This is a genomic window from Streptomyces sp. NBC_01335, from assembly GCF_035953295.1.
In the GTDB taxonomy this organism is placed as follows: Bacteria; Actinomycetota; Actinomycetes; order Streptomycetales; family Streptomycetaceae; genus Streptomyces.
On the sequence record NZ_CP108370.1, the window covers coordinates 4,606,851 to 4,626,555 of the forward strand.

At 72.0% G+C, this 19,705-nt stretch carries 16 protein-coding genes; 7 read left to right on the forward strand and 9 right to left on the reverse strand.

Features of this window, described 5'->3' with window-relative positions; genetic code table 11:
- The first annotated feature begins 22 nt into the window (after window positions 1-22).
- Entirely contained in the window at window positions 23-649 is a 627-nt protein-coding gene (locus OG599_RS19880) for a TetR/AcrR family transcriptional regulator (protein WP_327177318.1), read from the forward strand.
- A 136-nt stretch (window positions 650-785) separates the two neighbouring features.
- Here OG599_RS19880 and OG599_RS19885 read toward each other — a convergent pair whose 3' ends face one another.
- Entirely contained in the window at window positions 786-2,051 is a 1,266-nt protein-coding gene (locus tag OG599_RS19885) for an MFS transporter (RefSeq protein WP_327177319.1), read from the reverse strand.
- A gap of 125 nt (window positions 2,052-2,176) precedes the next feature.
- On the opposite strand from OG599_RS19885, the gene OG599_RS19890 reads away from it, so the two are divergent.
- Window positions 2,177-3,061 carry a winged helix-turn-helix transcriptional regulator gene (locus tag OG599_RS19890; protein WP_327177320.1) on the forward strand — a complete coding sequence of 295 codons (885 nt, stop codon included), beginning with the start codon at window positions 2,177-2,179 and terminating at the stop codon, window positions 3,059-3,061.
- A 136-nt stretch (window positions 3,062-3,197) separates the two neighbouring features.
- Here OG599_RS19890 and OG599_RS19895 read toward each other — a convergent pair whose 3' ends face one another.
- Entirely contained in the window at window positions 3,198-3,929 is a 732-nt protein-coding gene (locus tag OG599_RS19895; RefSeq protein ID WP_327177321.1) for a TetR/AcrR family transcriptional regulator, read from the reverse strand.
- A gap of 148 nt (window positions 3,930-4,077) precedes the next feature.
- Between OG599_RS19895 and OG599_RS19900 the strand changes: the two genes are divergently transcribed.
- Window positions 4,078-5,214, forward strand: a complete 1,137-nt coding sequence (locus OG599_RS19900; protein WP_327177322.1) for an FAD-dependent oxidoreductase — start codon at window positions 4,078-4,080, stop codon at window positions 5,212-5,214.
- Window positions 5,215-5,310: 96 nt separating this feature from the next.
- Here the strand turns inward: OG599_RS19900 and OG599_RS19905 are convergent, their stop codons facing one another.
- The 4 genes from OG599_RS19905 to OG599_RS19920 all read right to left on the reverse strand — a co-directional run bounded on the left by OG599_RS19905 (window position 5,311) and on the right by OG599_RS19920 (window position 10,021).
- Complete coding sequence (locus tag OG599_RS19905) at window positions 5,311-6,876, reverse strand: sodium:solute symporter family protein (protein ID WP_327177323.1); 1,566 nt, start codon at window positions 6,874-6,876, stop codon at window positions 5,311-5,313.
- An 801-nt stretch (window positions 6,877-7,677) separates the two neighbouring features.
- Entirely contained in the window at window positions 7,678-7,884 is a 207-nt protein-coding gene (locus tag OG599_RS19910; RefSeq protein ID WP_327177324.1) for a DUF397 domain-containing protein, read from the reverse strand.
- A gap of 274 nt (window positions 7,885-8,158) precedes the next feature.
- Window positions 8,159-9,016, reverse strand: coding sequence for a helix-turn-helix domain-containing protein (locus OG599_RS19915; RefSeq protein WP_327177325.1), 858 nt, complete (start codon window positions 9,014-9,016; stop codon window positions 8,159-8,161).
- A 291-nt stretch (window positions 9,017-9,307) separates the two neighbouring features.
- Window positions 9,308-10,021: a GOLPH3/VPS74 family protein gene (locus OG599_RS19920; protein ID WP_327177326.1), complete on the reverse strand. Its 714-nt coding sequence runs from the start codon at window positions 10,019-10,021 to the stop codon at window positions 9,308-9,310.
- A gap of 191 nt (window positions 10,022-10,212) precedes the next feature.
- Between OG599_RS19920 and OG599_RS19925 the strand changes: the two genes are divergently transcribed.
- The 3 genes from OG599_RS19925 (at window position 10,213) to OG599_RS19935 (ending at window position 16,196) form a co-directional block, all read left to right on the forward strand.
- On the forward strand, window positions 10,213-12,945 hold the full coding sequence (locus OG599_RS19925; RefSeq protein WP_327177327.1) for a serine hydrolase: 2,733 nt from the start codon (window positions 10,213-10,215) through the stop codon (window positions 12,943-12,945).
- A 245-nt stretch (window positions 12,946-13,190) separates the two neighbouring features.
- Window positions 13,191-15,158: an MFS transporter gene (locus tag OG599_RS19930; RefSeq protein ID WP_327177328.1), complete on the forward strand. Its 1,968-nt coding sequence runs from the start codon at window positions 13,191-13,193 to the stop codon at window positions 15,156-15,158.
- 108 nt (window positions 15,159-15,266) lie between these two features.
- Window positions 15,267-16,196 carry an aminoglycoside phosphotransferase family protein gene (locus OG599_RS19935; protein WP_327177329.1) on the forward strand — a complete coding sequence of 310 codons (930 nt, stop codon included), beginning with the start codon at window positions 15,267-15,269 and terminating at the stop codon, window positions 16,194-16,196.
- Between the two features lie 65 nt (window positions 16,197-16,261).
- Here OG599_RS19935 and OG599_RS19940 read toward each other — a convergent pair whose 3' ends face one another.
- The gene (locus tag OG599_RS19940; protein WP_327177330.1) at window positions 16,262-16,909 is read right to left on the reverse strand and encodes a response regulator transcription factor; all 648 of its coding nucleotides are present in this window, start codon (window positions 16,907-16,909) and stop codon (window positions 16,262-16,264) included.
- Window positions 16,894-18,153, reverse strand: coding sequence for a sensor histidine kinase (locus OG599_RS19945; RefSeq protein ID WP_327177331.1), 1,260 nt, complete (start codon window positions 18,151-18,153; stop codon window positions 16,894-16,896). The genes OG599_RS19940 and OG599_RS19945 overlap by 16 nt, the downstream gene beginning before the upstream one ends.
- Before the next feature lie 167 nt (window positions 18,154-18,320).
- Between OG599_RS19945 and OG599_RS19950 the strand changes: the two genes are divergently transcribed.
- Window positions 18,321-18,776, forward strand: coding sequence for a hypothetical protein (locus tag OG599_RS19950; RefSeq protein ID WP_327177332.1), 456 nt, complete (start codon window positions 18,321-18,323; stop codon window positions 18,774-18,776).
- A gap of 181 nt (window positions 18,777-18,957) precedes the next feature.
- Here OG599_RS19950 and OG599_RS19955 read toward each other — a convergent pair whose 3' ends face one another.
- Entirely contained in the window at window positions 18,958-19,704 is a 747-nt protein-coding gene (locus tag OG599_RS19955) for an ATP-binding protein (RefSeq protein ID WP_327177333.1), read from the reverse strand.
- Between the last annotated feature and the right edge of the window lies 1 nt (window position 19,705).

Below are 19,705 nucleotides of genomic sequence, written 5' to 3' on the forward strand. Positions count from 1 at the left end.
TACCGGAGGGTCCTCCGTTTTGATGACACCCGAAGCACCTGAAAAACCCGACGCACCCGGCGTACGGCCCCCCGCTTCCGGGGAAGCCCGCCCCGCCCGTGCCGACGCGCGGCGCAACCGCGAGAAGCTGGTCGAAGCCGCCCGCTCGGCGTTCGCGGCGGCCGACGACACCGTCCCGCTGGAGACCGTCGCCCGCGCGGCCGGTGTCGGCATCGGCACGCTCTACCGGCACTTCTCCACCCGCGAGGCGCTGGTGGAGGCCGTCTTCGCGGCCGAACTCGACGCCGTCGCCGACAGTGCCCCCGGCCTGCTCGCGGAGTTCCCGCCCGAGGTCGCGCTGCGCGTCTGGATGGACCGGTACGCCGCGTTCGTCGCGGCCAAGCGCGGGTTGCTGGGCACCCTCCGCGCGGGCTGGGCCTCCGGAGCCATCGCCACCCCGGCCACCCGGGAACGCCTGACCGGGGCGATAGCGGAACTCCTCGCGGCCGGCGTGGGCGCGGGCACCCTCCGCGCGGACGTCGAGCCCGGCGACGTCACCACCCTGGTCTTCGGCGTCTTCCACCCGGTGGCCGACGACGGCACCCCCGACCGGACCGGCCGGGTCCTCGACCTCGTCCTGGACGCGCTCCGGGCGCGCGACGGGAACTGACGGACACGGCCACCGCGGCTCACCTCCGCGCCATGCGTGCCATGCGTGCCTGCCGTCCGAGCGCGGCGCCGGGCGGCGAGCGGGTCCCGGACGACGGTTGGCGCCGTGCGGCGAGCGGGCCCCGCCGGGGCCGGCGTCAGACCAGGTTCCGGCGGCGGCCCACCGGGACGGTGAGCAGGTGGAGCGGGGGCAGGAGCGCGGCGGCGCACACCGTCCACAGGGCCGCGTGCGTCCCCGCGTACGTGGCGAGCAGGCCCGCGCCGAGGGCGCCGAGCGGCTGGGCACCCCAGGAGACGAAACGGACGGTGGCCATGACGCGGGAGAGGAGCTCGGGCGGCGACTGGGTCTGGCGGTGGGTGCGCGTGGTGATCGACCCGATGACGACGCCGAAGGCGAATCCGGCGTTGCCCAGGGCGAACCAGTACGCGTCGCCCGCCGACGTGGTCAGCGGGATCAGCAGGGCGCTGATGCCACCGGCCAGGGTGGCCGCGACGATCGCGCGGGCGGTGCCGAAGCGCCGGGTCAGCCGGACCGCGACCGCGGCGCCGACGAGCGAGCCGACCCCGTCCGCCGCGAGCACCAGGCCGAGCTGGACGGGCGTCAGCCCGGCGTCACGGACCAGGTAGACGGGCGTGAGGGCGACCAGCGCCGCGCAGACGAAGTTGGTGGTGGTGGCCCAGAGCATGCAGGGCAGCATCACCGGGTGCCGCGTCACGTACGTCCAGCCCTCGCGCATCAGCCTGAACGCGCTGTCGCCTGTGCGGGCGCCCGGGCGGCGCTCGGGAAGCGTGCGCAGCAGCACGGCGGAGAGCAGGTAGCTGGCCGCGTCCACCAGGAGCGCGCCGACCGGACCCGCGGCGTGCACCAGGAGGCCGCCCGCGGACGGCCCCGCGGTCTCGGTGACGGCGTGCGTGCCCGAAATCAGGCTGTTGCGGTCGGCGAGCTGCCGGGCCGGGACGACGGCGGGCAGAAAGGTCGAGTTCCCGATGTCGAAGAGGACGGTCGCCGCGCCGGTGACCAGCGCGGCCAGCAGCAGGTGCGGGTAGCTGAGCCGGTCGAGCCACCAGGCGAGCGGGAGGGACCCGACCGCCACGAACCGTACGACGTCGAGGACGACCTGGAGGCGGCGCAGCGGGACGCGCTGGGCGATCACTCCGGCCGGGAGGCTGAGCAGCAGCCAGGAGACCTGCCCGGCGGCGGCGAGCAGGGCGGCCTGGAGCGCGGTGGCGTCGAGGACCGTGAGGGCGATCAGCGGCAGAGCGAGGGCCGTGACGGCGGTGCCCGCGTCGCTGACGGTGGCGGCGGCCCAGTAGCGCCAGAAGACGGCCGGGGGCGAGGCCGCGTCGAGGGTGGCGCGGCGATCGGGCTTCCGGACCGTCGATGTCTCGTTCGTTTCGCTCATCCTGCGCACTCCGGTAAGTCTCTTATGGGAACTTAGCTGGTCGGAGTTAGTTTCTATCCGGAACTGACCGAATGACGCAAGATTGATCCAGAGACTGGACGCCGTAGGCGCAGGACAGGAGAGCCATGGTCAGGGCGGTGCCCGAACGGGACGCGGCCTGCGCGATCGCGCAGGCGGCGGCGGTGGTCGGCGACTGGTGGAGCCTGCTCCTGGTGCGGGAGACCGCGCGCGGACACCACAGATTCGACGCGCTCCAGGCGGAGTTGGGGATCTCCCGGAAGGTGCTGGCCGAGCGCCTCGCGCACCTGGTGGAGGCGGAGGTCCTGGAGAAGGTTCCGTACCTGAGCGCCCCGGTGCGGTACGAGTACCGGCTGACCGAGAGCGGCCGGGGGCTGCTGCCGGTGCTGCTCTCGATGCAGGACTGGGCGGACCGCTGGCTGCTCGGCGACGGCTCGCTGAGCGGCACGGCCGGCGAGGAGAGCGCCGAGGCGCTGCGGGTGGCGGGCCTGGTGGGCGAGCGTCTGCCGCACCTCGAACTGCCGGGACACCGGGACGGTGAGCCGGTGGACCCGGTCGCCGGGGCCGCGGCCACCGTCCTGTTCTGCTACCCGGCGACGGGCCGCCCCGGCCCGCTGCCGGACGGGTGGGCCGACATCCCCGGGACCGCCGGCTGCACGCTGGAGAACCGGCTGTTCCGGGACGCCTACGACGACTTCCGCGCGGCGGGCGCCGAAGTGCGCGGGGTGAGTACCCAACGCCCCGAAGAACAGCGGGTGTTCGCGGTGGAGGAGGGCCTCCCCTTCACCCTGCTCTCGGACGTCGACCTGCGCCTGGCCGCCGCTCTGCGGCTGCCGGTGTTCCGCGCCGGGCAGGCGCTGCGGCTGAAGCGGGCCGTGCTGGTACTGGACCGCGAACGCGTGGTGCGTCAGGCGCGCTTCCCGGTGACCGACATCCCGGAGGCGGTGCGCGAGGCGATGGCGGCGGTACGTGAGGTGGCGGCGGGACGCTGAACCCGCCGGGCGGCCCGCCGGGGGCTGTGCGTCGGCACGATCGTTTACGACGGCGCGGGGCGCCCGGCGGGCCTCTGCTTCTGGGGCTGCGCCGGAGACCGGTCGTCGCCGGCGGGCGTGGTGGCCGGCGGTGTGATCACCGCCGGTCACCGCCCGGGCCGGCCGGCCGGTGGAGCGCGGTGATGCCCGCGAGCATGAGGTCGACCCCGGCGAGGAACTGCTCGCGGTCGTCGTGGTCCCGCATCTGGTCCGCGACGGCCCGGGAGAACGGGTAGTCGTCGGGGTCGAGCCCCTCCCAGGCCGTGGACGCCGCGTCGAGGAACTCGGTGCGGGTCGTGTCCGGATCGAGCGTGCGGGCGGCCTCGGTGTTCGTGGCGTTCTGCCCGGCGGCGCCCAGCACGTAGTGCATCAGCGCCGAGGTCGCCGTGAACCAGCCGCCCTCGGGCACGCCCAGGGCCTGGACCTGCCGGCCGAGACTCTCGAAGATCCGGGGCGCCACCGTCCCCCAGTGACCGCGGGAGAGCCGGGCGGCGAGCTGGGGTGCGAGCCACGGGTGCGCCTCGGTGGCGTCGAACAGGCCGAGGGCGACGGCGCGGACCGCGGCCTCGGGTGAGCCCTGCGCTCCGGGCCGCTCCACGGTCACGGCGGCGGTGACGACCGCCTCGATGGAGGCGCCGAGGAGCTCGTCCTTGTTCGCCACGTGGTGGTAGATCGCCCCCGGGCCGGTCGCCAGGCGCTCGGACAGCGCCCGGAACGTCAGCCCGCCCTCGCCGGCCGTGTCGAGCAGCTCGATGGACGCCCGGACGATGCGCTCCCGGGAGAGCGCCTCCGTGCGTCGCGGTGACCTGCGCGGCCCTGTGGTGGTCATGGAGCCATTTTGACATGACTGGAACGCTGTTCCAACATGGTGATGGAACAGCGTTCCAAAGTGTCGGCCGCGGCATGCCCGGGCCAGTACGACCGGACCTCGAAAGTCCCGCACCGCCCCCGCGCCGCACCCCGAAGGAGGAGTCACCATGAGCACCACCCCCCGCACCCACGTCACGATCGTCGGAGCCGGACTCGGCGGCCTCACGCTCGCCCGCGTCCTGCACGTCCACGGCATCCCCTCCACCGTCCACGAGGCCGAGGCGTCCCCGACCGCCCGCACCCAGGGCGGCCTGCTCGACATCCACGACCACAACGGCCTCCCGGCACTCCGCGAGGCGGGTCTGGAGGAGGCGTTCCGCGCCATCGTCCTGGAGGGCCACCAGGCGACCCGCGTCCTCGACACGGACGGCGCCGTGCTCCTGGACGAGCCCGACGACGGTACGGGCGGCCGTCCCGAGGCGCTCCGCGGAGAGCTGCGCCGGATGCTGCTCGACTCGCTGCCCGCCGGGACCGTCCGGTGGGGCCACAAGGTGAGCGGCGTACGCACCCTCGGCGACGGCACCCACGAAGTCGCCTTCGCCGACGGCACCACCGTCACCACCGGCCTGCTGGTCGGCGCGGACGGCGCCTGGTCGCGGGTCCGCCCGCTGCTCTCCGACGCCGTACCCGCGTACTCCGGCATGTCGTACGTCGAGACCTACCTCCACGACGCCGACGTCCGGCACCCCGCCGCCGCGAAGGCGGTCGGCGCCGGGGCGATGTGCGCGCTCGTGCCCGGCAAGGGCATCCAGGCCCACCGGGAGACCAACGGCACCCTGCACACCTACGTGGCGCTCAGCAGGCCGCAGGAGTGGTTCGCCGGCGTCGACTTCACCGACCCCGCCACGGCCACCGCACGGATCGCCGCCGAGTTCGGCGGCTGGGCCCCGGAACTCACCGCGCTGATCACCGACGGGGAGACCGCACCGGTGCTGCGCCCGCTCTTCAGCCTGCCCGACGAGCACCGGTGGGACCGCGTGCCCGGGGTGACCCTGCTGGGCGACGCCGCCCACCTCATGATCCCGTCCGGCGAGGGCGCCAACCTGGCCATGCTGGACGGCGCCGAACTCGGCAAGGCCCTCGCCGCGCACCCCGGCGACGTCGAGGCCGCGCTCGCCGCCTACGAGCGGGAGCTGTTCCCCCGCAGCGCGGCGGAGGCCGTCGACGCCACCGACCTCCACGGGGCGATGTTCGGCGAGCACGCGCCGCAGGGCCTGCTCCGCATGTTCACCGGCGAGGCGTAACTCCCGGAACGCCGACGGGCCGGTACCGCCCGGTGTCGAACCGGGCGGTACCGGCCCGTCGGCCCGTACGCGCGCCCCGGGGAACGCCGCCGGGGCTCAGTCCCGGATCGGAGCGGCGTCCGCGGCCGGGCCGCCCTGGGCGGGGAGGGAGGCGGCGGCCGAGCCGTCGTCGCCGTCCTCGTTGATGCGGGTGAGCACCGCGTCGCGCTCCGGGGTGTCCTCCGGCTTCACGAACCCGATCACGATGTACAGGACCAGCGAGACCGCGAGCGGCACCGAGACCTGGAACTGGAGCGGGACGCCGCCGTCCACCGCCCAGTTGATCGGGTAGTTGACCAGCCAGAACGCCACCAGGCCCAGCGCCCAGCTGACCAGCGCCGCGGTCGGCCCGGACTTCCGGAACGTACGCAGCAGGCCGAGCATGAACGGGATGGCGATCGGACCCATCAGGCCGGCCACCCACTTGATGACGACGGTGATGATGTCCTTGAACGTGGGAGAGCTGACCTGCGTGGCGACCGCCATCGACAGCGCGAGGAAGGTGATCGTGGTCCAGCGGGCCGCGATCAGGCCGGCCCGCTCGTTCCAGCCGCGCGCGCCCTTCGCGAAGGTCGGCACGATGTCGCGGGTGAAGACGGCGGCGATGGCGTTGGCGTCCGAGGAGCACATGGCCATCGTGTGCGAGAAGAAGCCGACGATGACCAGGCCCAACAGGCCGTGCGGCAGCAGCTGTTCGGTCATCAGGGCGTAGCTGTCCGAGGCGTCCGGCTTCTGCGCGTGGACGAGCAGCGGCGCGCACCACATCGGGAAGAACAGCACCAGCGGCCAGACGAACCACAGGATGGCCGAGAGGCGGGCCGAACGCGTCGCGGAGCGGGCCGAGTCGGTGGCCATGTACCGCTGGGCCTGGTTCCACATACCGCCGTTGTACTCGAAGGTCTTGATGAAGAGGAACGCGAGCAGGAAGGTCACCGTGTACGGACCGGCGGTCGGGTCGGCGTGACCGTCGGGGAGCTTGTCCCAGACCGTCCACAGGGTGGAGAACCCGTCCAGCTTGCCCATCACCGCGATCAGCATCGCGAGCCCGGCGAAGAGCTGGATGATGAACTGCCCCAGCTCGGTGAGCGCGTCGGCCCACAGTCCGCCGACCGTGCAGTAGACGGCGGTGATGACGCCGGTGATGAGGATGCCCTGGGTGATGGTCAGCCCGGTGAACACCGACAACAGGGTCGCGATGGCAGCCCACTTGGCGCCGACGTCCACGATCTTCAGCAGCAGACCCGACCAGGCGAGCGCCTGCTGGGTCTCCACGTTGTAGCGGTTCTTCAGGTACTCCAGCGGCGACGCGACCCGCAGGCGCGAGCGCAGCCGGTTGAGCCGGGGCGCGAAGAGCTTCGCGCCGATGAAGATGCCGATGGCGATCGGGAGCGACCACGTGACGAAGGAAGTGACCCCGTACGTGTAGGCGATGCCGGCGTAGCCGGTGAACATCACCGCGCTGTACCCCGACATGTGGTGCGAGATGCCGGACAGCCACCACGGCATCTTCCCGCCGGCCGTGAAGAAGTCGCCGACGGTGTCCACGCGCTTGTGCGACCAGAGTCCGATCGCGACCATCACACCGAAGTAGCCGATGAGTACGGTCCAGTCGAGACTGTTCATGTACCCCTCCAGGGGTCCGCCTTGTGAACGGGAACGCTCTTCGTCAGTACGGCCGTTCAGCGGTACCCCGCGCGGGTAACGGGGACTTGGGGGATTGAACCGCTTCCGCGTGTATGCGGTCAAGGTATCGGTGTCCATGAGTGTGAACGCGAATCAGTAACCCGAACGATTTTGCTCGTTCTTGACCTTGCGGGGCGTTGTGTGGACCTGACGGCGGCCACACGATGGGCGGGCACTTCGTCAGGCTGTCCGGAACATCGAATGCGCGCGACGCACGCGAGACGCGCGACGCGGTGAACGGCCCGTGCGGAGACGGGAATCGGCGGCGGGCGGGCGTCCATCGGGCTCCGGGGCAACCGGGTTCGCGAACGCACCGCCGGGAAACGCCACCGCCGTCACGTCCTCGCGGTCCCGCCGCGGGTGTGCGGGCCCGGGAAAGGGCTCCCGCTCCGCGTGCGGCGCGCACACGGCAAGACCGCACGGGATGCGGGTCCCGTGCGGTCGAGGAGGGGGGAACTTGGTCGGTCGACATCCGGCGATGCCGGAGCAGAGCCGGGACGGTGGCCGGTTCCCACCCGAGTGCGCCGACGGTTCGTGCCGTACGGCGAGGTTCGTACGCCGCCCGGTGCGGCCGGGGCGGATGAGAGGCCCCGGCCGCCTCGCGGCGTACCGGTGATGCGCGCGTACCGCTCGGTCACCCCGTACGGAGCGGGTGCTGCCGAGCCCTCTCGGCCAGGACGGCGGGCCGGTCGAGAGGGCCGGATGAGCGGCACGGGAGCGGGCCGGCGGAATTCACCGGGCTCAGACGTCGAGCGTGCGCTCCGCGACGTCCCGGACGAACGCGTTCCACGCGCCGGGCACGAAGGCGATCGAGGGGCCCTCGGTCACCTTCGAGTCGCGGACCGCGATGGAGAGCGCGACGGGGGACTTGACCTCGACGCAGGCGCCGTTGCCGCCGGAGTACGAGGACTTGGTCCACATGTCCGTAGCACCCTGGATGATAGCCATGTTCACTCCGGTTTCGATGAGTTGATCGTGAGCCTCGCACCAGACTGCTTTCAGCTGGCGTGATCGACGCTACTCGCCAACTCCCCCGGCTGAAATTGCCGTTCACTCAACCGGATGGCAATTGCCAATGAACCCTTACCCGATGAGGTGGCGACGGTGTATCGTGCCGTCGCCCCTCACGCCACATCGCTGCATGTCGCACATGACCCGCTATGGCGGGGCAACCGGATCGCGCCTTCCCCAGCAGGGGTGTTGACCCGGTTTCGCCCCCCGGTCAGTCGGTGTACTTCTTCGCGATCTCGCCGATGAAGTGGCGGCTCTGCTCCACGTTGAGCGCCTGGGCGCGGAGGTGCTCGTACATGACGCTGTACCGCTGCACGTCGTTCGCCTTCTCCAGGTAGAGGTCGCTGGTGACGCCCTCGATGTAGACCACGCTGGAATCGGCCGTGTCCGGGAACTCCAGGATGGCGTACTGCCCGTTGATGCCCGGGTGCGCGCCCATGTCGAACGGCAGGACCTGCACGGTCACGTGCGGCAGCTTCGAGCAGGCCACCAGGTGCTCCAGCTGCTCGATCATCACCTGCTTGCCGCCGACCGTCCGGTGCAGCGCGGATTCGTCTATGACGACCCACAGGCGCAACGGGCGTTCGGGATCGTTGATCCGGTCCTGGCGGCGGGCCCGGACGTTCACCCGCTTCTCGATGTCCGCCGGCGGCGCCTCCGGGAGGGCACCCGTGATCAACGCCTCGGAGTACGCCCGCGTCTGGAGCAGCCCCGGGATGACCTGGGGCTCGTATCCGCGCAGCGACTCCGCGTCGGTCTCCAGGCCGATGTAGACGCTGTACGGGATGTCGCCGAACGCGTGCCACCAGCCCTGCTGGCGCGAGTCCTTCGCCATCTGCATGAGGGAGTCGACGATGCGGTGGTCCTCGACCTCGTAGACCCCGCAGAGGTCGCGGACGTCACGCTGGCTGATGGAACGACGGCCGTTCTCCAGTCGGCTGATCTTCGACTGGGAGACCAGCAGGCGGTCGGCGACCTCTTCGGCGGTCATGCCCTTGAGCTCGCGCAGGCGGCGCAATTCCTGGCCCAACCGACGTCGCCTGACGGTGGGATTGACGGTGGACGGCACGGAAACGGCACCTCCGGCTATGTAGCTGTGCGTATCTACTTCTCAGCAGATTGCCACCCTTGGCCCTCGCTTCGCTGGAAAACGGGGAACGCAAGCACGCGGGGCAGCCGGAAGACCGGCTGCCCCGCGTGTGGTGCGGCTCCCGAACCGGGTCTTCGCGGACGTCGGCACGGCGGTATGTGATTCTCCGCGCGGTCTCCCGCACGGTGTCCGGGCGGTCTCCCGCACGGCTCTGAAACGGTGCGCAGCGCGGATGTCCCGCGCGGCGCACCGCGGTTCAGCTCACTGCGTTCAGCTCGCCGCGGTCTGCGCCATGCTGCCGCGACGTGCTTGCGGCTGCAACGGCACTCCCGCTGCCTGCTGGTTGCGGCGGGGCTGTGCGCCCGCGCCGCTCTGGACGTCCATCACGGCATGCGCCACGAGGCCGCCCATCGGGTCGTGCCTGATCAGGTCCCGGAGGCGGGAGCGTGATGAACGCCCCTCGTTCCCCGGGTACAGGTGCTTGCCGAGTCCGACCGCGTGGGCCAGCGCGGCAAGCGCCGCGGTCCGCGGGTCCGGCGGTACACCGGTGCGGATCGCACTGTCCAGCCGGGACCTGATGTCCCTGCTGACTGCCGTGTCCGTCGCCTGGTAGCGAGTCGTCGGCAGCACTCCGCACATCTGGCCCGCCACGGCATGCACCATGCCGCACCGCTCCAGATGAGCGAGATAGACCTGACGGAGCCCCAGTCGGGGTCCGCCGATCCAGTGGACCGCCCGTACCGGGCTGCCGCGTCTGCGCAGCAGTTCCAGTGCGGAGTCCAGGGTCGGATCTCCAGTCGGCCGTGGCATCACCACGGCGATACGATCCCCGTCAGGGGCTATCCGTCCTGCCAGAGCCAGCTCCACTAGCTGTGCTCCGGCGAGGCCGAGGTCGAGCGACTGCGGCTGCGCCGTGGTACCCGTGGTCGGGTCCAGAGCGAGCAGCAAAAGCTCTTCCGGAATTGTTCTGCGGCTCCTGCCCATCCATGCCTCCCCGCGTGGATGAGTGACAGGGTGACCCCTCTCACAACTGTCTGTCGAGAGCGCCTGCCAGCTTTGTACGGGAACCAGTAGGTATGTCGTTCTCGTCTAGCAGCTGAAGCAAGGGTTCACACAGGACACTGGTACACGGTTCGGACAGCGGGGGCAGTCCCCGCAGCTATGAGGAGGCATTGGTGGCGGGCGAGTCCCCCGGCAAGTCGGAGCGGTCGAAGTCCTCGGGGGCGGCTCCGGAGGAACGCGACCCCAGGCTCTCCGTGTTCCGTGAACCCGCCGGCCCGAGTGACGACACCGTCGGAGACGCGGCGGGCGACACTCCCGGTTCCGAGGCGGACGCGGAGCCGGGTACGGACGCGGCCTCCGGCACCGGGACGGAAGCGGAGCCGGGTACGGACGCGGAGCCGGGTACGGACGCGGCTCCGGAGGCCGACTCGCGGGAGGACAGCGCCACCGCGGTGTTCCGCTTCCGCGTTCCGGTTCCCCCGGCGGACGACGCGGACGGCGCGAACGACGCGGACGAGGCGGCCGACGCATCGGACGCGGACGAGGCGGACGCCACCGGGCGCGCCGAGAGCGCCACGAGCACCGACGCGGCCGAGGACGGGCCGACAGAGACCTCTGAAGGGCCCACAGAGCCCTCGGAGGCCGATTCCACGCCCTCGGGCGCCTCCGGCGCGCAGGAGCGCCCCACGAGCGCCCCGGCCGCCGACGCGGACGCCGAGGACGACGAGGCGGCCGAGAGCGAAACGGCCGAGGACGAAGCGGCCGAGAGCGAGACAGCTCGGAGCGAAACGGTCGAAAGTGACGGCGACAAGCGGCTGCGCCGCGCGGTCGCCGCCTGGGTCTCCGAGGGCGACAGCCCCGCCGCGGCCGAGAAGCCGGCCGAGGCCACGGAGTCCGCGGAAGCGGCGGAGTCGGCGGACGCCACGGAGGACGAGAAGCCCGGGCCCTCGGAGGACGGGAAGCCCGGCGCGGACACGGCCGGCGCCAAGGTGCCCCGTACCCGTGAGGAGGCCGCGCCCACCGAACCGGCGTCGGCAGCCAAGGGCTCCGGTGCTTCCGGTACGGCCGACGGGCCCGCCGACAAGCGCGCCGACGAGCCCGCCGACAGGCCCGCCGAGGCGGAGGCCGACGCGGCCGCCGACTCCGAAGCCGACGCCGACGTGGACGGCGATGGCGACAGCGGCGATGCCGACAGTGCCGACGCCGACGACACCGGTATCGACCAGCCCACCGCCGTGTTCAAGTCGGTCCGCCCCCGGATCGACCAGCCCACGACCGCGCTGAAGATCCCGAAGCGCGAGGCGTCGGCCAAGCAGGACACCAAGCGGGACACCAAGCAGGACACCCAGCCGGACACGAAGCCGGCAGCGAGCGACGCGAAGACCCCGGGCGACGCGAAGGCCGCCAAGGGCGGGAAGCCGGAGTCCGAGAGCGAGGCGGAGCGCACCAGCACCTTCGTACCGCTGCGCTCGGACGACGTACGGGCCGCGCCCGCGCCGCGTCGTCCCGAGCCGCAGGGCCCGGTCGTCGGGCCCACGGTGACGCCGGCCCTCGGGACGCCCGCCACGCCCACCGCGTCCGCCACGGGGGAGCCCGACCGGACCCGGTCGCTGCCGCTGCCGCCGAAGCCGCCGCTGGACCTGCTCGCCGAGCTGACGAACACTCCGCCGCCGCCGCAGACCCCGGTGCGTACGGCGGTGCGGCGGGTCAAGATCTGGACGCCGCTCGTCCTGCTCGTGCTGATCATCTTTGCAGTCGCACAGATGGTCAGGCCGCTGCCGGACCCGACGCTCTCGGTGACCACGACGCCGACCTACACGTTCGACGGGGCCGCCCCCGACCTGTCGTGGCCGTCCCAGGGCCAGGGCTACATGGCGGCGACCGGCCTGGGTACGGTCGGCTCGTTCGGGAAGCAGAAGCCGGTGCCGATCGCGAGTGTGGCGAAGGCCATGACCGCGTACATCGTGCTCAAGGACCACCCGATGAAGAAGGGTGAGGACGGGGCGTCGATCAAGGTCGACGCGAAGGGCGAGTCCGACGGCAAGCTCTCCTCCGAGGGCGAGTCCACGCTCGACACCGTCAAGGAGGGCGACGTGCTGACTGAGCGTGACGCCCTCTCCGCGATCATGATCCCCTCCGCCAACAACATCGCGCGGCTGCTGGCACGGTGGGACGCGGGCTCGGAGAAGGCGTTCGTCGAGAAGATGAACGCCACCGCCAAGGAGCTCGGGATGACGAACACCACGTACACCGACCCCTCCGGCCTCAACGCCACCACCGTGAGCACCGCCGAGGACCTGGTGAAGCTCGGGGAGAAGCTCGTCGAGATCCCGGCGCTGATGGAGATCACCATCCTGCCGAGCTGGACCGACCCCAAGGGCAAGCTCTGGCCCAACTACAACCACCTGGTCCCCTTCAACGGGGCGCTCGGCATCAAGACCGGCTCGACCACGAAGGCGGGCGGCAACCTGCTCTTCGCGGCCCACAAGATGATCGACGGGACCGACCAGCTGATCGTCGGCGCGATCCTCGGCCAGTACGACAGCCAGTCGATCATCGACGAGGTCAACCGGGTCAGCAAGACGGTCATGCTGGCCACCGAGGACGCCCTCAAGGGCGCCACGATCGTGAAGAAGGGCCAGGTCGTCGGGGTCGTGGACGACGGGCTCGGCACCAGCACCCCGGTCGTCGCCACCAAGGACGTCAAGGCGGTCGGCTGGGGCGGTCTCACGGTGAAGCTGGAGCTCACCGACGATGGCAGGACCGTCCCGCACGAGGCGAAGGCGGGTACCGAGGTCGGCACGCTGACGGTCGGCGAGGGCACCAGCCAGGTCAAGGTTCCGGTCGCCCTGGAGCAGGACCTGAACGAGCCCGGATTCGGGGCCAAGCTGTCCCGGATCGGCTGACGACCGGTCCGGCCTGCGAGAAGGCGGCGGGAAGCCCGGGAGAAGACCGAGGGAAGCCTCGGACAAGCCTCGGGGCGAGCGGGCGGGGGGTACCGATCCGGTGCCCCCCGTCCCCCTTCTGTCCGCTTGGTACGTGTTAGCGTCCCGGAACAGACCGAACAGACGAGCAGACGAACAGCAGCCGGAATGCCGAACGGCGGTCGCCGGGGGACGCACCGGGCCGGCGGACGACGGGGAGAACCGTAGTGACCACCGCGGAGCCGAGACCCGGCCGCGAGGCGGACAGCGAGAGAGACCGGACACCCGGGCAGCCCGAGGGCCACGGGACCGGCGGTTCGACGATTCCGGTGGACGCCGGCGACCCGGCCGTCGTGGGCCTCGTGCCGACCCAGCGCACCCCGGAACCCGAACCGCGCGCCGACCACGAAACGCAGCCGCAGAAGCCGGCGACGCGGACCGCGCCGGTGACGCAGGCCGAGCCGCCGCACCGGCCCCGGACGCTGCTGCACCGGCTGACCCGCCACCCCGTGACGATCGCGACGGCCGCCGCGGCCGTCACCCACGTCCTCTGGTTCTTCTTCTTCGCCAACAGCGGCGGCGACATCGCGGCGCAGGACGCCTGGGCCGAGTTCGTCGGCCAGCACCCCGGAACCGCGTACAACCTCGCCTGGTACGGGGGCATGCACCCCGTCTCGTACAGCGTGGTCTCGCCGTACCTGATGTCCGTGATCGGCGTCCGGTCGACGATGATGCTCGCGGGCACCGTCTCCGCCGGGCTGACCGCGATGATCCTGGTACGGGTCAAGGCCGTGCGGAACCCGCTCGCCTGCTCGCTCGCCGGGGTCTTCGCGTACCTGTGCAACGCGCTGTCGGGCCGGGTGACGTTCGGGCTCGGCATGATGTTCGCGGTCGGGGCCGTCGCCGCCGTCTTCTGCTGGCCGTACCGCTGGCGGTACCGCCGCTGGGCGAAGGCGGGCGTCGCCGCGCCGCTCGCCGGCCTCGCCACCGCCTCCAGCCCGGTCGCGGGTCTCTTCCTGGGCGTGGTGGCCGCCGCGCTCTTCCTGCACAAGCGGCGCCCCGGCGCGTACGCCATCGGGCTGCCGCCGGTGGTGGTGGTCGGGCTGTCCTCATGGCTGTTCCCGTTCTCCGGCACCCAGCCGATGTCGGTGGGCACGCTGTCGATGCCGTTCGTCTTCGCGGTGTTCGTCTTCGTGCTCGTGCCCCGCGAGTGGAAGACGGTCCGCACGGCGTCCGCCCTCTACGGTCTCGGCACGCTCGCCACCTACTTCGTGGACTCCCAGATCGGCTCCAACATCACGCGCATGGCGATGCTCTTCGCCGGTGTCGTGCTGCTGGCCGCGCTGCCGTTCACCGCGCCGCGCACCCGCCGCTGGTACGCCCTGGTGATCGCCATCGTCGGCCTCAACGTCTGGATCGGCTTCAAGAGCGTCGCCGACATCGTCCGGACCGCGCCGACCGCCTCCTGGGCGCGCGAGCTGGCGCCGCTGGTCAACCAGCTCCAGGTGGCCGACGCGACGAGGGGCCGGATCGAGGTGGTCCCCGCGAGCAGCCACCGCGAGGCCTCCGCCCTGGCGCCGTACGTCAACCTCGCCCGGGGCTGGAACCGCCAGGCCGACATGAAGCGCAACCCGCTCTTCTACGACGACACCCTCGACGGGACGAACTACCGCGAGTGGCTCGACCGCTGGGCCGTCCACTACGTGGTGCTGCCCAAGGGCAACCCGGACAGCGGGGCCGCCCAGGAGGCGACCCTGGTCGGCGACGGCCTGCCGTACCTGAAGCAGATCTGGGCCGACGCCAACTGGAAGCTGTACCGCGTCGAGGATCCGACCCCGCTCGCAGACCCGCCCGCCACCGTCCTGAACGCGGAGGCCGACGAGATCACCCTCCGGGTCTCCACGGCCGGCCGCGTCCTCATCCGGGTGCCCTACACCCGCTGGCTCTCCCTCGTGGACGAGGAGGGCAAGGGCCTGGACCGCCCCGAGGAGACGGCGGAGTCCAAGGAGCGCACCAAGGCGGACGAGAACGCCCCCAAGACCTTCGACAACGTCAACGGGTGCCTCCTGAAGGTCGACGAGGAGACCCACGGCGACCAGTGGACCGAACTCGTCGCCCCCAAGGCGGGCGTCTACCGGCTGGCCGCGCCGTACCGTTTCAGCCCCGGCACCCCGTGCCCGGAGGAGATGCGCTGACGCAGGTGGCGGGGGGTCCGAGCGGTCGACGCGGGCCCGGCGGGGCCCGGTGACGGCCCGGCGCGGAAAGCGGTTGCGGCGGCCCCGCCCAGCCGATTCGATCGGCTCATGCTCTCCGACGAAGATCTTGTAAGGGCCCTGGTCGCCGCGCAGTTCCCGCAGTGGGCGGGGCTCCCCGTCAGCCGGACCGGCTCCCACGGCACGGTGAACGCCATCTACCGGCTCGGGGGAGCGATGGCGGTACGGCTCCCGCTCGCCGAGAGCGGCGCACGGGACGTGGAGAAGGAGCACCACTGGCTGCCCCGCCTGGCCGCCCACCTCCCGGTCCCGATCCCCGCCCCACTCGCCCAGGGTGTGCCGGGGGAGGGGTACATCTGGGCCTGGTCGGTGTGCCGCTGGCTCGAAGGCGAGCCGCTGACAAGGTGGTTGGGGGTGGGCCATGGTGAACAGGCTGACGGTGTCGCCGGCTCGCTCCCGGACGGCAACGAACTGGCGCCGGACCTTGCCCAGTTCATCACCGCTCTGCGCCGGGTCGACCGGGCCGGAGCCCCGCCCGCGTACCGCAGCGAAGCGCTCGCGGCCCGGGACGCCGACACCCGTCGGACGATCGACGCCCTCCGCGAGGTTCTGGGCGAGGCGGGCAGGGAGAGGGCTCTCGCCGTGTGGGAGGCGGCACTGTCCGCCCCCGCACCGGACGGACCGGGGGTCTGGTCCCACGGAGACCTCCAGCCGGGCAACATCCTCATCAGGGAAGGCCGCTTGGGTGCCGTCATCGACTTCGGCTGCATGGGCCTCGCCGACCCGGCGCTCGACCTGATGGCTGCCTGGTACCTGCTCCCCGCCGGAGCCCGCCCCCGGTTCCGTACCGCCCTGGACGCCGACGACGCGACCTGGCGGCGGGCGCGCGGCTGGGCCCTCTCCGTCGCCCTCCCCGAACTCGCCCACTACCGCGAGACGAACCCGGTGATGGCGAGCAACGCGCGCCGTGTGATCGGCGAACTGATGGCGGAGGCAACGGGCTTGCGGGTCGGGATGTGACGGTGCGGTGCGCCGGTCGGCCGTCCGGGTGCGGTGGTGGAGGCAGTGGTGCCGAGGGGCGGGCGTCAGGGGCTGTTCAGGTAGGCGAGGACTGCGAGGACGCGGCGGTTGCCGGTGCCGTCGTCGGTGATACCGAGTTTGCCGAACAGGGAGGTCGTGTACTTGCTGATGGCGCCTTCGCTGAGGAAGAGCCGTTGGCCGATGGCCTGGTTGGACAGCCCTTCGGCCATGAGGCCGAGCACGGAGTGTTCGCGTTCGGTGAGCCCTTCGAGCCGTCGATGCGAGGAGCCGCCCGCCAGCAGCTTGGCGATGACGGACGGGTCCATGGCGGTCCCGCCGGCGGCGACGCGTTCCAGGGCGTCGACGAACTGATCGGCGTCGAAGACGCTCTCCTTGAGGAAGTAGCCGATGCCACCGGCGCCGTCGGCCAGGAGCTCGCGGGCGTACAACTGCTCGACGTACTGGGACAGGATGAGGACCGGCAGTCCGGGCAGTTCGCGGCGGGCGGCAAGAGCGGCCCGCAGGCCCTCGTCCGACTGGGTCGGTGGCATGCGGACGTCGACGACGGCGACATCCGGCCGCCATGTCAGCAGCGCGTGCAACGTCTCGGGTCCGGTGGCCGCGGTCGCCACCACCTGGTGTCCGTATGCCTCGATGAGGCGGACCATCCCGTCACGCAGGAGGTAGAGGTCTTCGGCTACGACGATACGCACGGCACCATCATCCTCACCCGGGTCGGGCCGCCTTCCGGACTGGTGATCTCCAGGGATCCGTCGAAGACCGCGAGACGGCGGCGCAGCCCCGCGAGTCCGCCGTCGGCCCGCAGGACGGCCCCACCGCGGCCATTGTCCTCGACATCGATGACGACGGTGGTGTCCTCCTGGACGACGGAGATCCGGGCCCGGGTCGCGCGGGCGTGCTTGACCGAGTTGGTCAGCAACTCGGCGACGCCGAAGTACAGGGCGGACTCGATCGGCGGATCCAGGCTGATGCGGAGGTCCGCGCCGACAACCGTTTCGAGCGGGCTGTCCAGGGCGAGCGCGCGAACGGCGTCGACGAGCCCTCGGTCGTTCAGTACGGGCGGGTTGATTCCCCGGACCAGTTCGCGGAGCTCGGCCAGCGACGCGGTGGCACCGGCCCGCGCTTCCCGCATCAGGGCCTTGGCCTGCTCGGGGTCGGTTTCCATCAGCTTCTCCGCAGTCGCCAGAGAGAGCCCGAGCCCGACCAGGCGGGCCTGCGCCCCGTCGTGCAGGTCTCGCTCGATCCGGCGGATCTCGGCGGCCTGAACGACCGTCACGTCAGCGCGCTGAGTGGTCAGTTCGGCCACCCGGTCCGCCATCACCATCGCGGGTGACGGACGCAGGAAGCGGACGGCCACGGGCGCGAGAACCCGCCAGGCGTACGGGGCGCCGACGACGGCCACGACCAGGCCGAGTGCCCCGACGACGCGCGCGGCGGGCTCCGGCCGGCCGAGCCCGAGAACCGTCACGGCGAGCCCGGCCGGCGGGAGGGACGCGACCAGACCGGCGGTGAACGGCGCGACCACTGTGAACCGCAGGTCGCGCCAGTTGGCGGGGTCCTTCCACCGGACCCGCCACCTCTGATCCAGGAGGGCGTCGCGGCGGGTGCGCTCGTAGCCGAAGCCGTTCCACCAGTACCCGGTGGACATCCGCGTCACCGGCCCGGCCTGCCGGTATCCGGCGGGGACGACGGTGGCCGTCCACCTCGCGACGAGGAAGCGGACCATCCGGCAGACCGGGCGGGACAGGGCGAGCGTGCCCCCGCACACCAGCACGACCGGAGCGACCCACGACCACGGGTTTCCCGCCCCCCACCAGATCCCCAGCGCCACGGCCCCGGCCCACACGGCCGGTACCAGCATGCTGACGACCGCCACGGCGCACGCCCGTACGAACCCCACGCCGACGCGCGCCGACCACGACCCCAGCTCCCTCATGGATCTTCCTTCGCCTTCCGTCCTCCGGTGCTTCCCGTTCGGCTTCCCACTGTGCACCGCGCGGAGCCCGCCACCACCCTGGCCGACCGAGGAGTGGGGCTGGCCCCACCCACCCGTGGGGCCAGACCGATACCGCGCCGGCCCGGCGCTTCCTAGCGTCGGTGAGCATGGAAACCAACAAGGACACGACTGGGGCGGCGCTCCTCGACAGCCCCCGTACCCGGGCCGCCTTCGACGCGGCGAAGACCTACGTCAAGATCTACGGCGTACTCGGCGCCGCCGCCCTCCTGGCGGTCGTCGCGGTGGCGGCCGGCGGGCATACGGTGAACACTTTCATGTGGGTCCGGGCCGTCCTGCTGCCCGCGGTCGCCGTCCTGATCCACGGGATGGCCGTCTCCGCTTCCCGGGGATCGAAACGGTCCTTCGAGCGCGTGAGCACCCTCGCCGTCGTCATGCCGGTCGCGATCGTCGGGGTCGACCTGATCCCGGGTGTCTGCCCGCCCTGGTACGCGGCGACGCAGGTCGTCTGCATGCTGCCCGTCATCCGGGTCGCGTTCCTCACCCGGGGCTCCGCACTGCGCGCCGCCTTCCCCAAGTCGCGTGGAGACGTACGGACTTCGTAGGCGGCCGAGGGGGAGGGGGCGCGGATCTCGAAGAGCCCGGCTGTCGTCCGGCTGTCGTCCGGCCGCCGTCTTGCTGGGCTCGGCGTCCGGGGGCGACTTCCCCTGGGCGGAGGGCAGGTGTGGGCCTTCGCTGGTTGTTCCCGGGGCGCCAACTCCCCTCCAGAGGGCACCCGGTGGCCCGTCACCGGCCGGTGGCCCGGCGCCGGTCGGTCCCCGTCATCGCGACGATCCGTGTGTCCTCGGAGAGCCGCGACACGATCCGCTCGCCGAGGGCGGTGGTGAGGTCGGGGCCGGTGGGGCGGCCCTGTTCGTCCAGGGGCGGCCGGGCGGGCAGGTTGCTGGTGTAGAGGCTGGGCCGGCAGGCGTTGTACCGCTCGTTGACCAGTCGGTACGTCACCTCCTCCGTCCACTCGCTGGCCTTCGCGGACCCGAGGTCGTCCAGGAGCAGCAGCGGGACCCGGCAGAGACGGCGCAGCTCCTCCTCCGCTCCCCGCTCCGAGCCCTTGGGGCGCAGACGGCCGTACAGGTCGGCGGCGGTGATCGCGATGACCTCGTACGTACGCGGACCGGCTTCGGCGATACGACGGAGCGCGCCGTACGCCTCGTACGTCTTGCCGGTGCCGGTCGTACCGGTGAGGAGCAGCGACCCGGCGGACTCCGGGTCGGCGGCCACGGCGTCCGCCCACTGCCGGACGGCGGGGAGGGTTGCGTCGGCCCGCCGGTAGCGGGGCGGCGTCGCGGTCTGCCAGCGGCCGAGCGCCCACGCGGCGCGGCGGCGGTGGTGGTACTCGGGGTGGCCGGGCTCGTCGGGTACGTGCCCGTCTGCGACGGGGCCGGGCCCGACGCCCTGGCGCTGCTTCTCGGCGATGCCGCCCATGATGTGGGCGAGGGCGGACGGGCCGAGGACGCCGATGGTGGTGGGCTCCACG

What these genes read in the sequence shown, in the direction of transcription:
- OG599_RS19905 (WP_327177323.1), bottom strand. Translation starts at nt 6,876, where the DNA reads ATGAACAGTCTCGACTGGACCGTACTCATCGGCTACTTCGGTGTGATG.
- OG599_RS19895 (WP_327177321.1), bottom strand. Translation starts at nt 3,929, where the DNA reads ATGACCACCACAGGGCCGCGCAGGTCACCGCGACGCACGGAGGCGCTC.
- OG599_RS19945 (WP_327177331.1), bottom strand. Translation starts at nt 18,153, where the DNA reads ATGAGGGAGCTGGGGTCGTGGTCGGCGCGCGTCGGCGTGGGGTTCGTA.
- OG599_RS19885 (WP_327177319.1), bottom strand. Translation starts at nt 2,051, where the DNA reads ATGAGCGAAACGAACGAGACATCGACGGTCCGGAAGCCCGATCGCCGC.
- OG599_RS19900 (WP_327177322.1), top strand. Translation starts at nt 4,078, where the DNA reads ATGAGCACCACCCCCCGCACCCACGTCACGATCGTCGGAGCCGGACTC.
- OG599_RS19890 (WP_327177320.1), top strand. Translation starts at nt 2,177, where the DNA reads ATGGTCAGGGCGGTGCCCGAACGGGACGCGGCCTGCGCGATCGCGCAG.
- OG599_RS19935 (WP_327177329.1), top strand. Translation starts at nt 15,267, where the DNA reads ATGCTCTCCGACGAAGATCTTGTAAGGGCCCTGGTCGCCGCGCAGTTC.
- OG599_RS19920 (WP_327177326.1), bottom strand. Translation starts at nt 10,021, where the DNA reads ATGGGCAGGAGCCGCAGAACAATTCCGGAAGAGCTTTTGCTGCTCGCT.
- OG599_RS19880 (WP_327177318.1), top strand. Translation starts at nt 23, where the DNA reads ATGACACCCGAAGCACCTGAAAAACCCGACGCACCCGGCGTACGGCCC.
- OG599_RS19950 (WP_327177332.1), top strand. Translation starts at nt 18,321, where the DNA reads ATGGAAACCAACAAGGACACGACTGGGGCGGCGCTCCTCGACAGCCCC.
- OG599_RS19910 (WP_327177324.1), bottom strand. Translation starts at nt 7,884, where the DNA reads ATGGCTATCATCCAGGGTGCTACGGACATGTGGACCAAGTCCTCGTAC.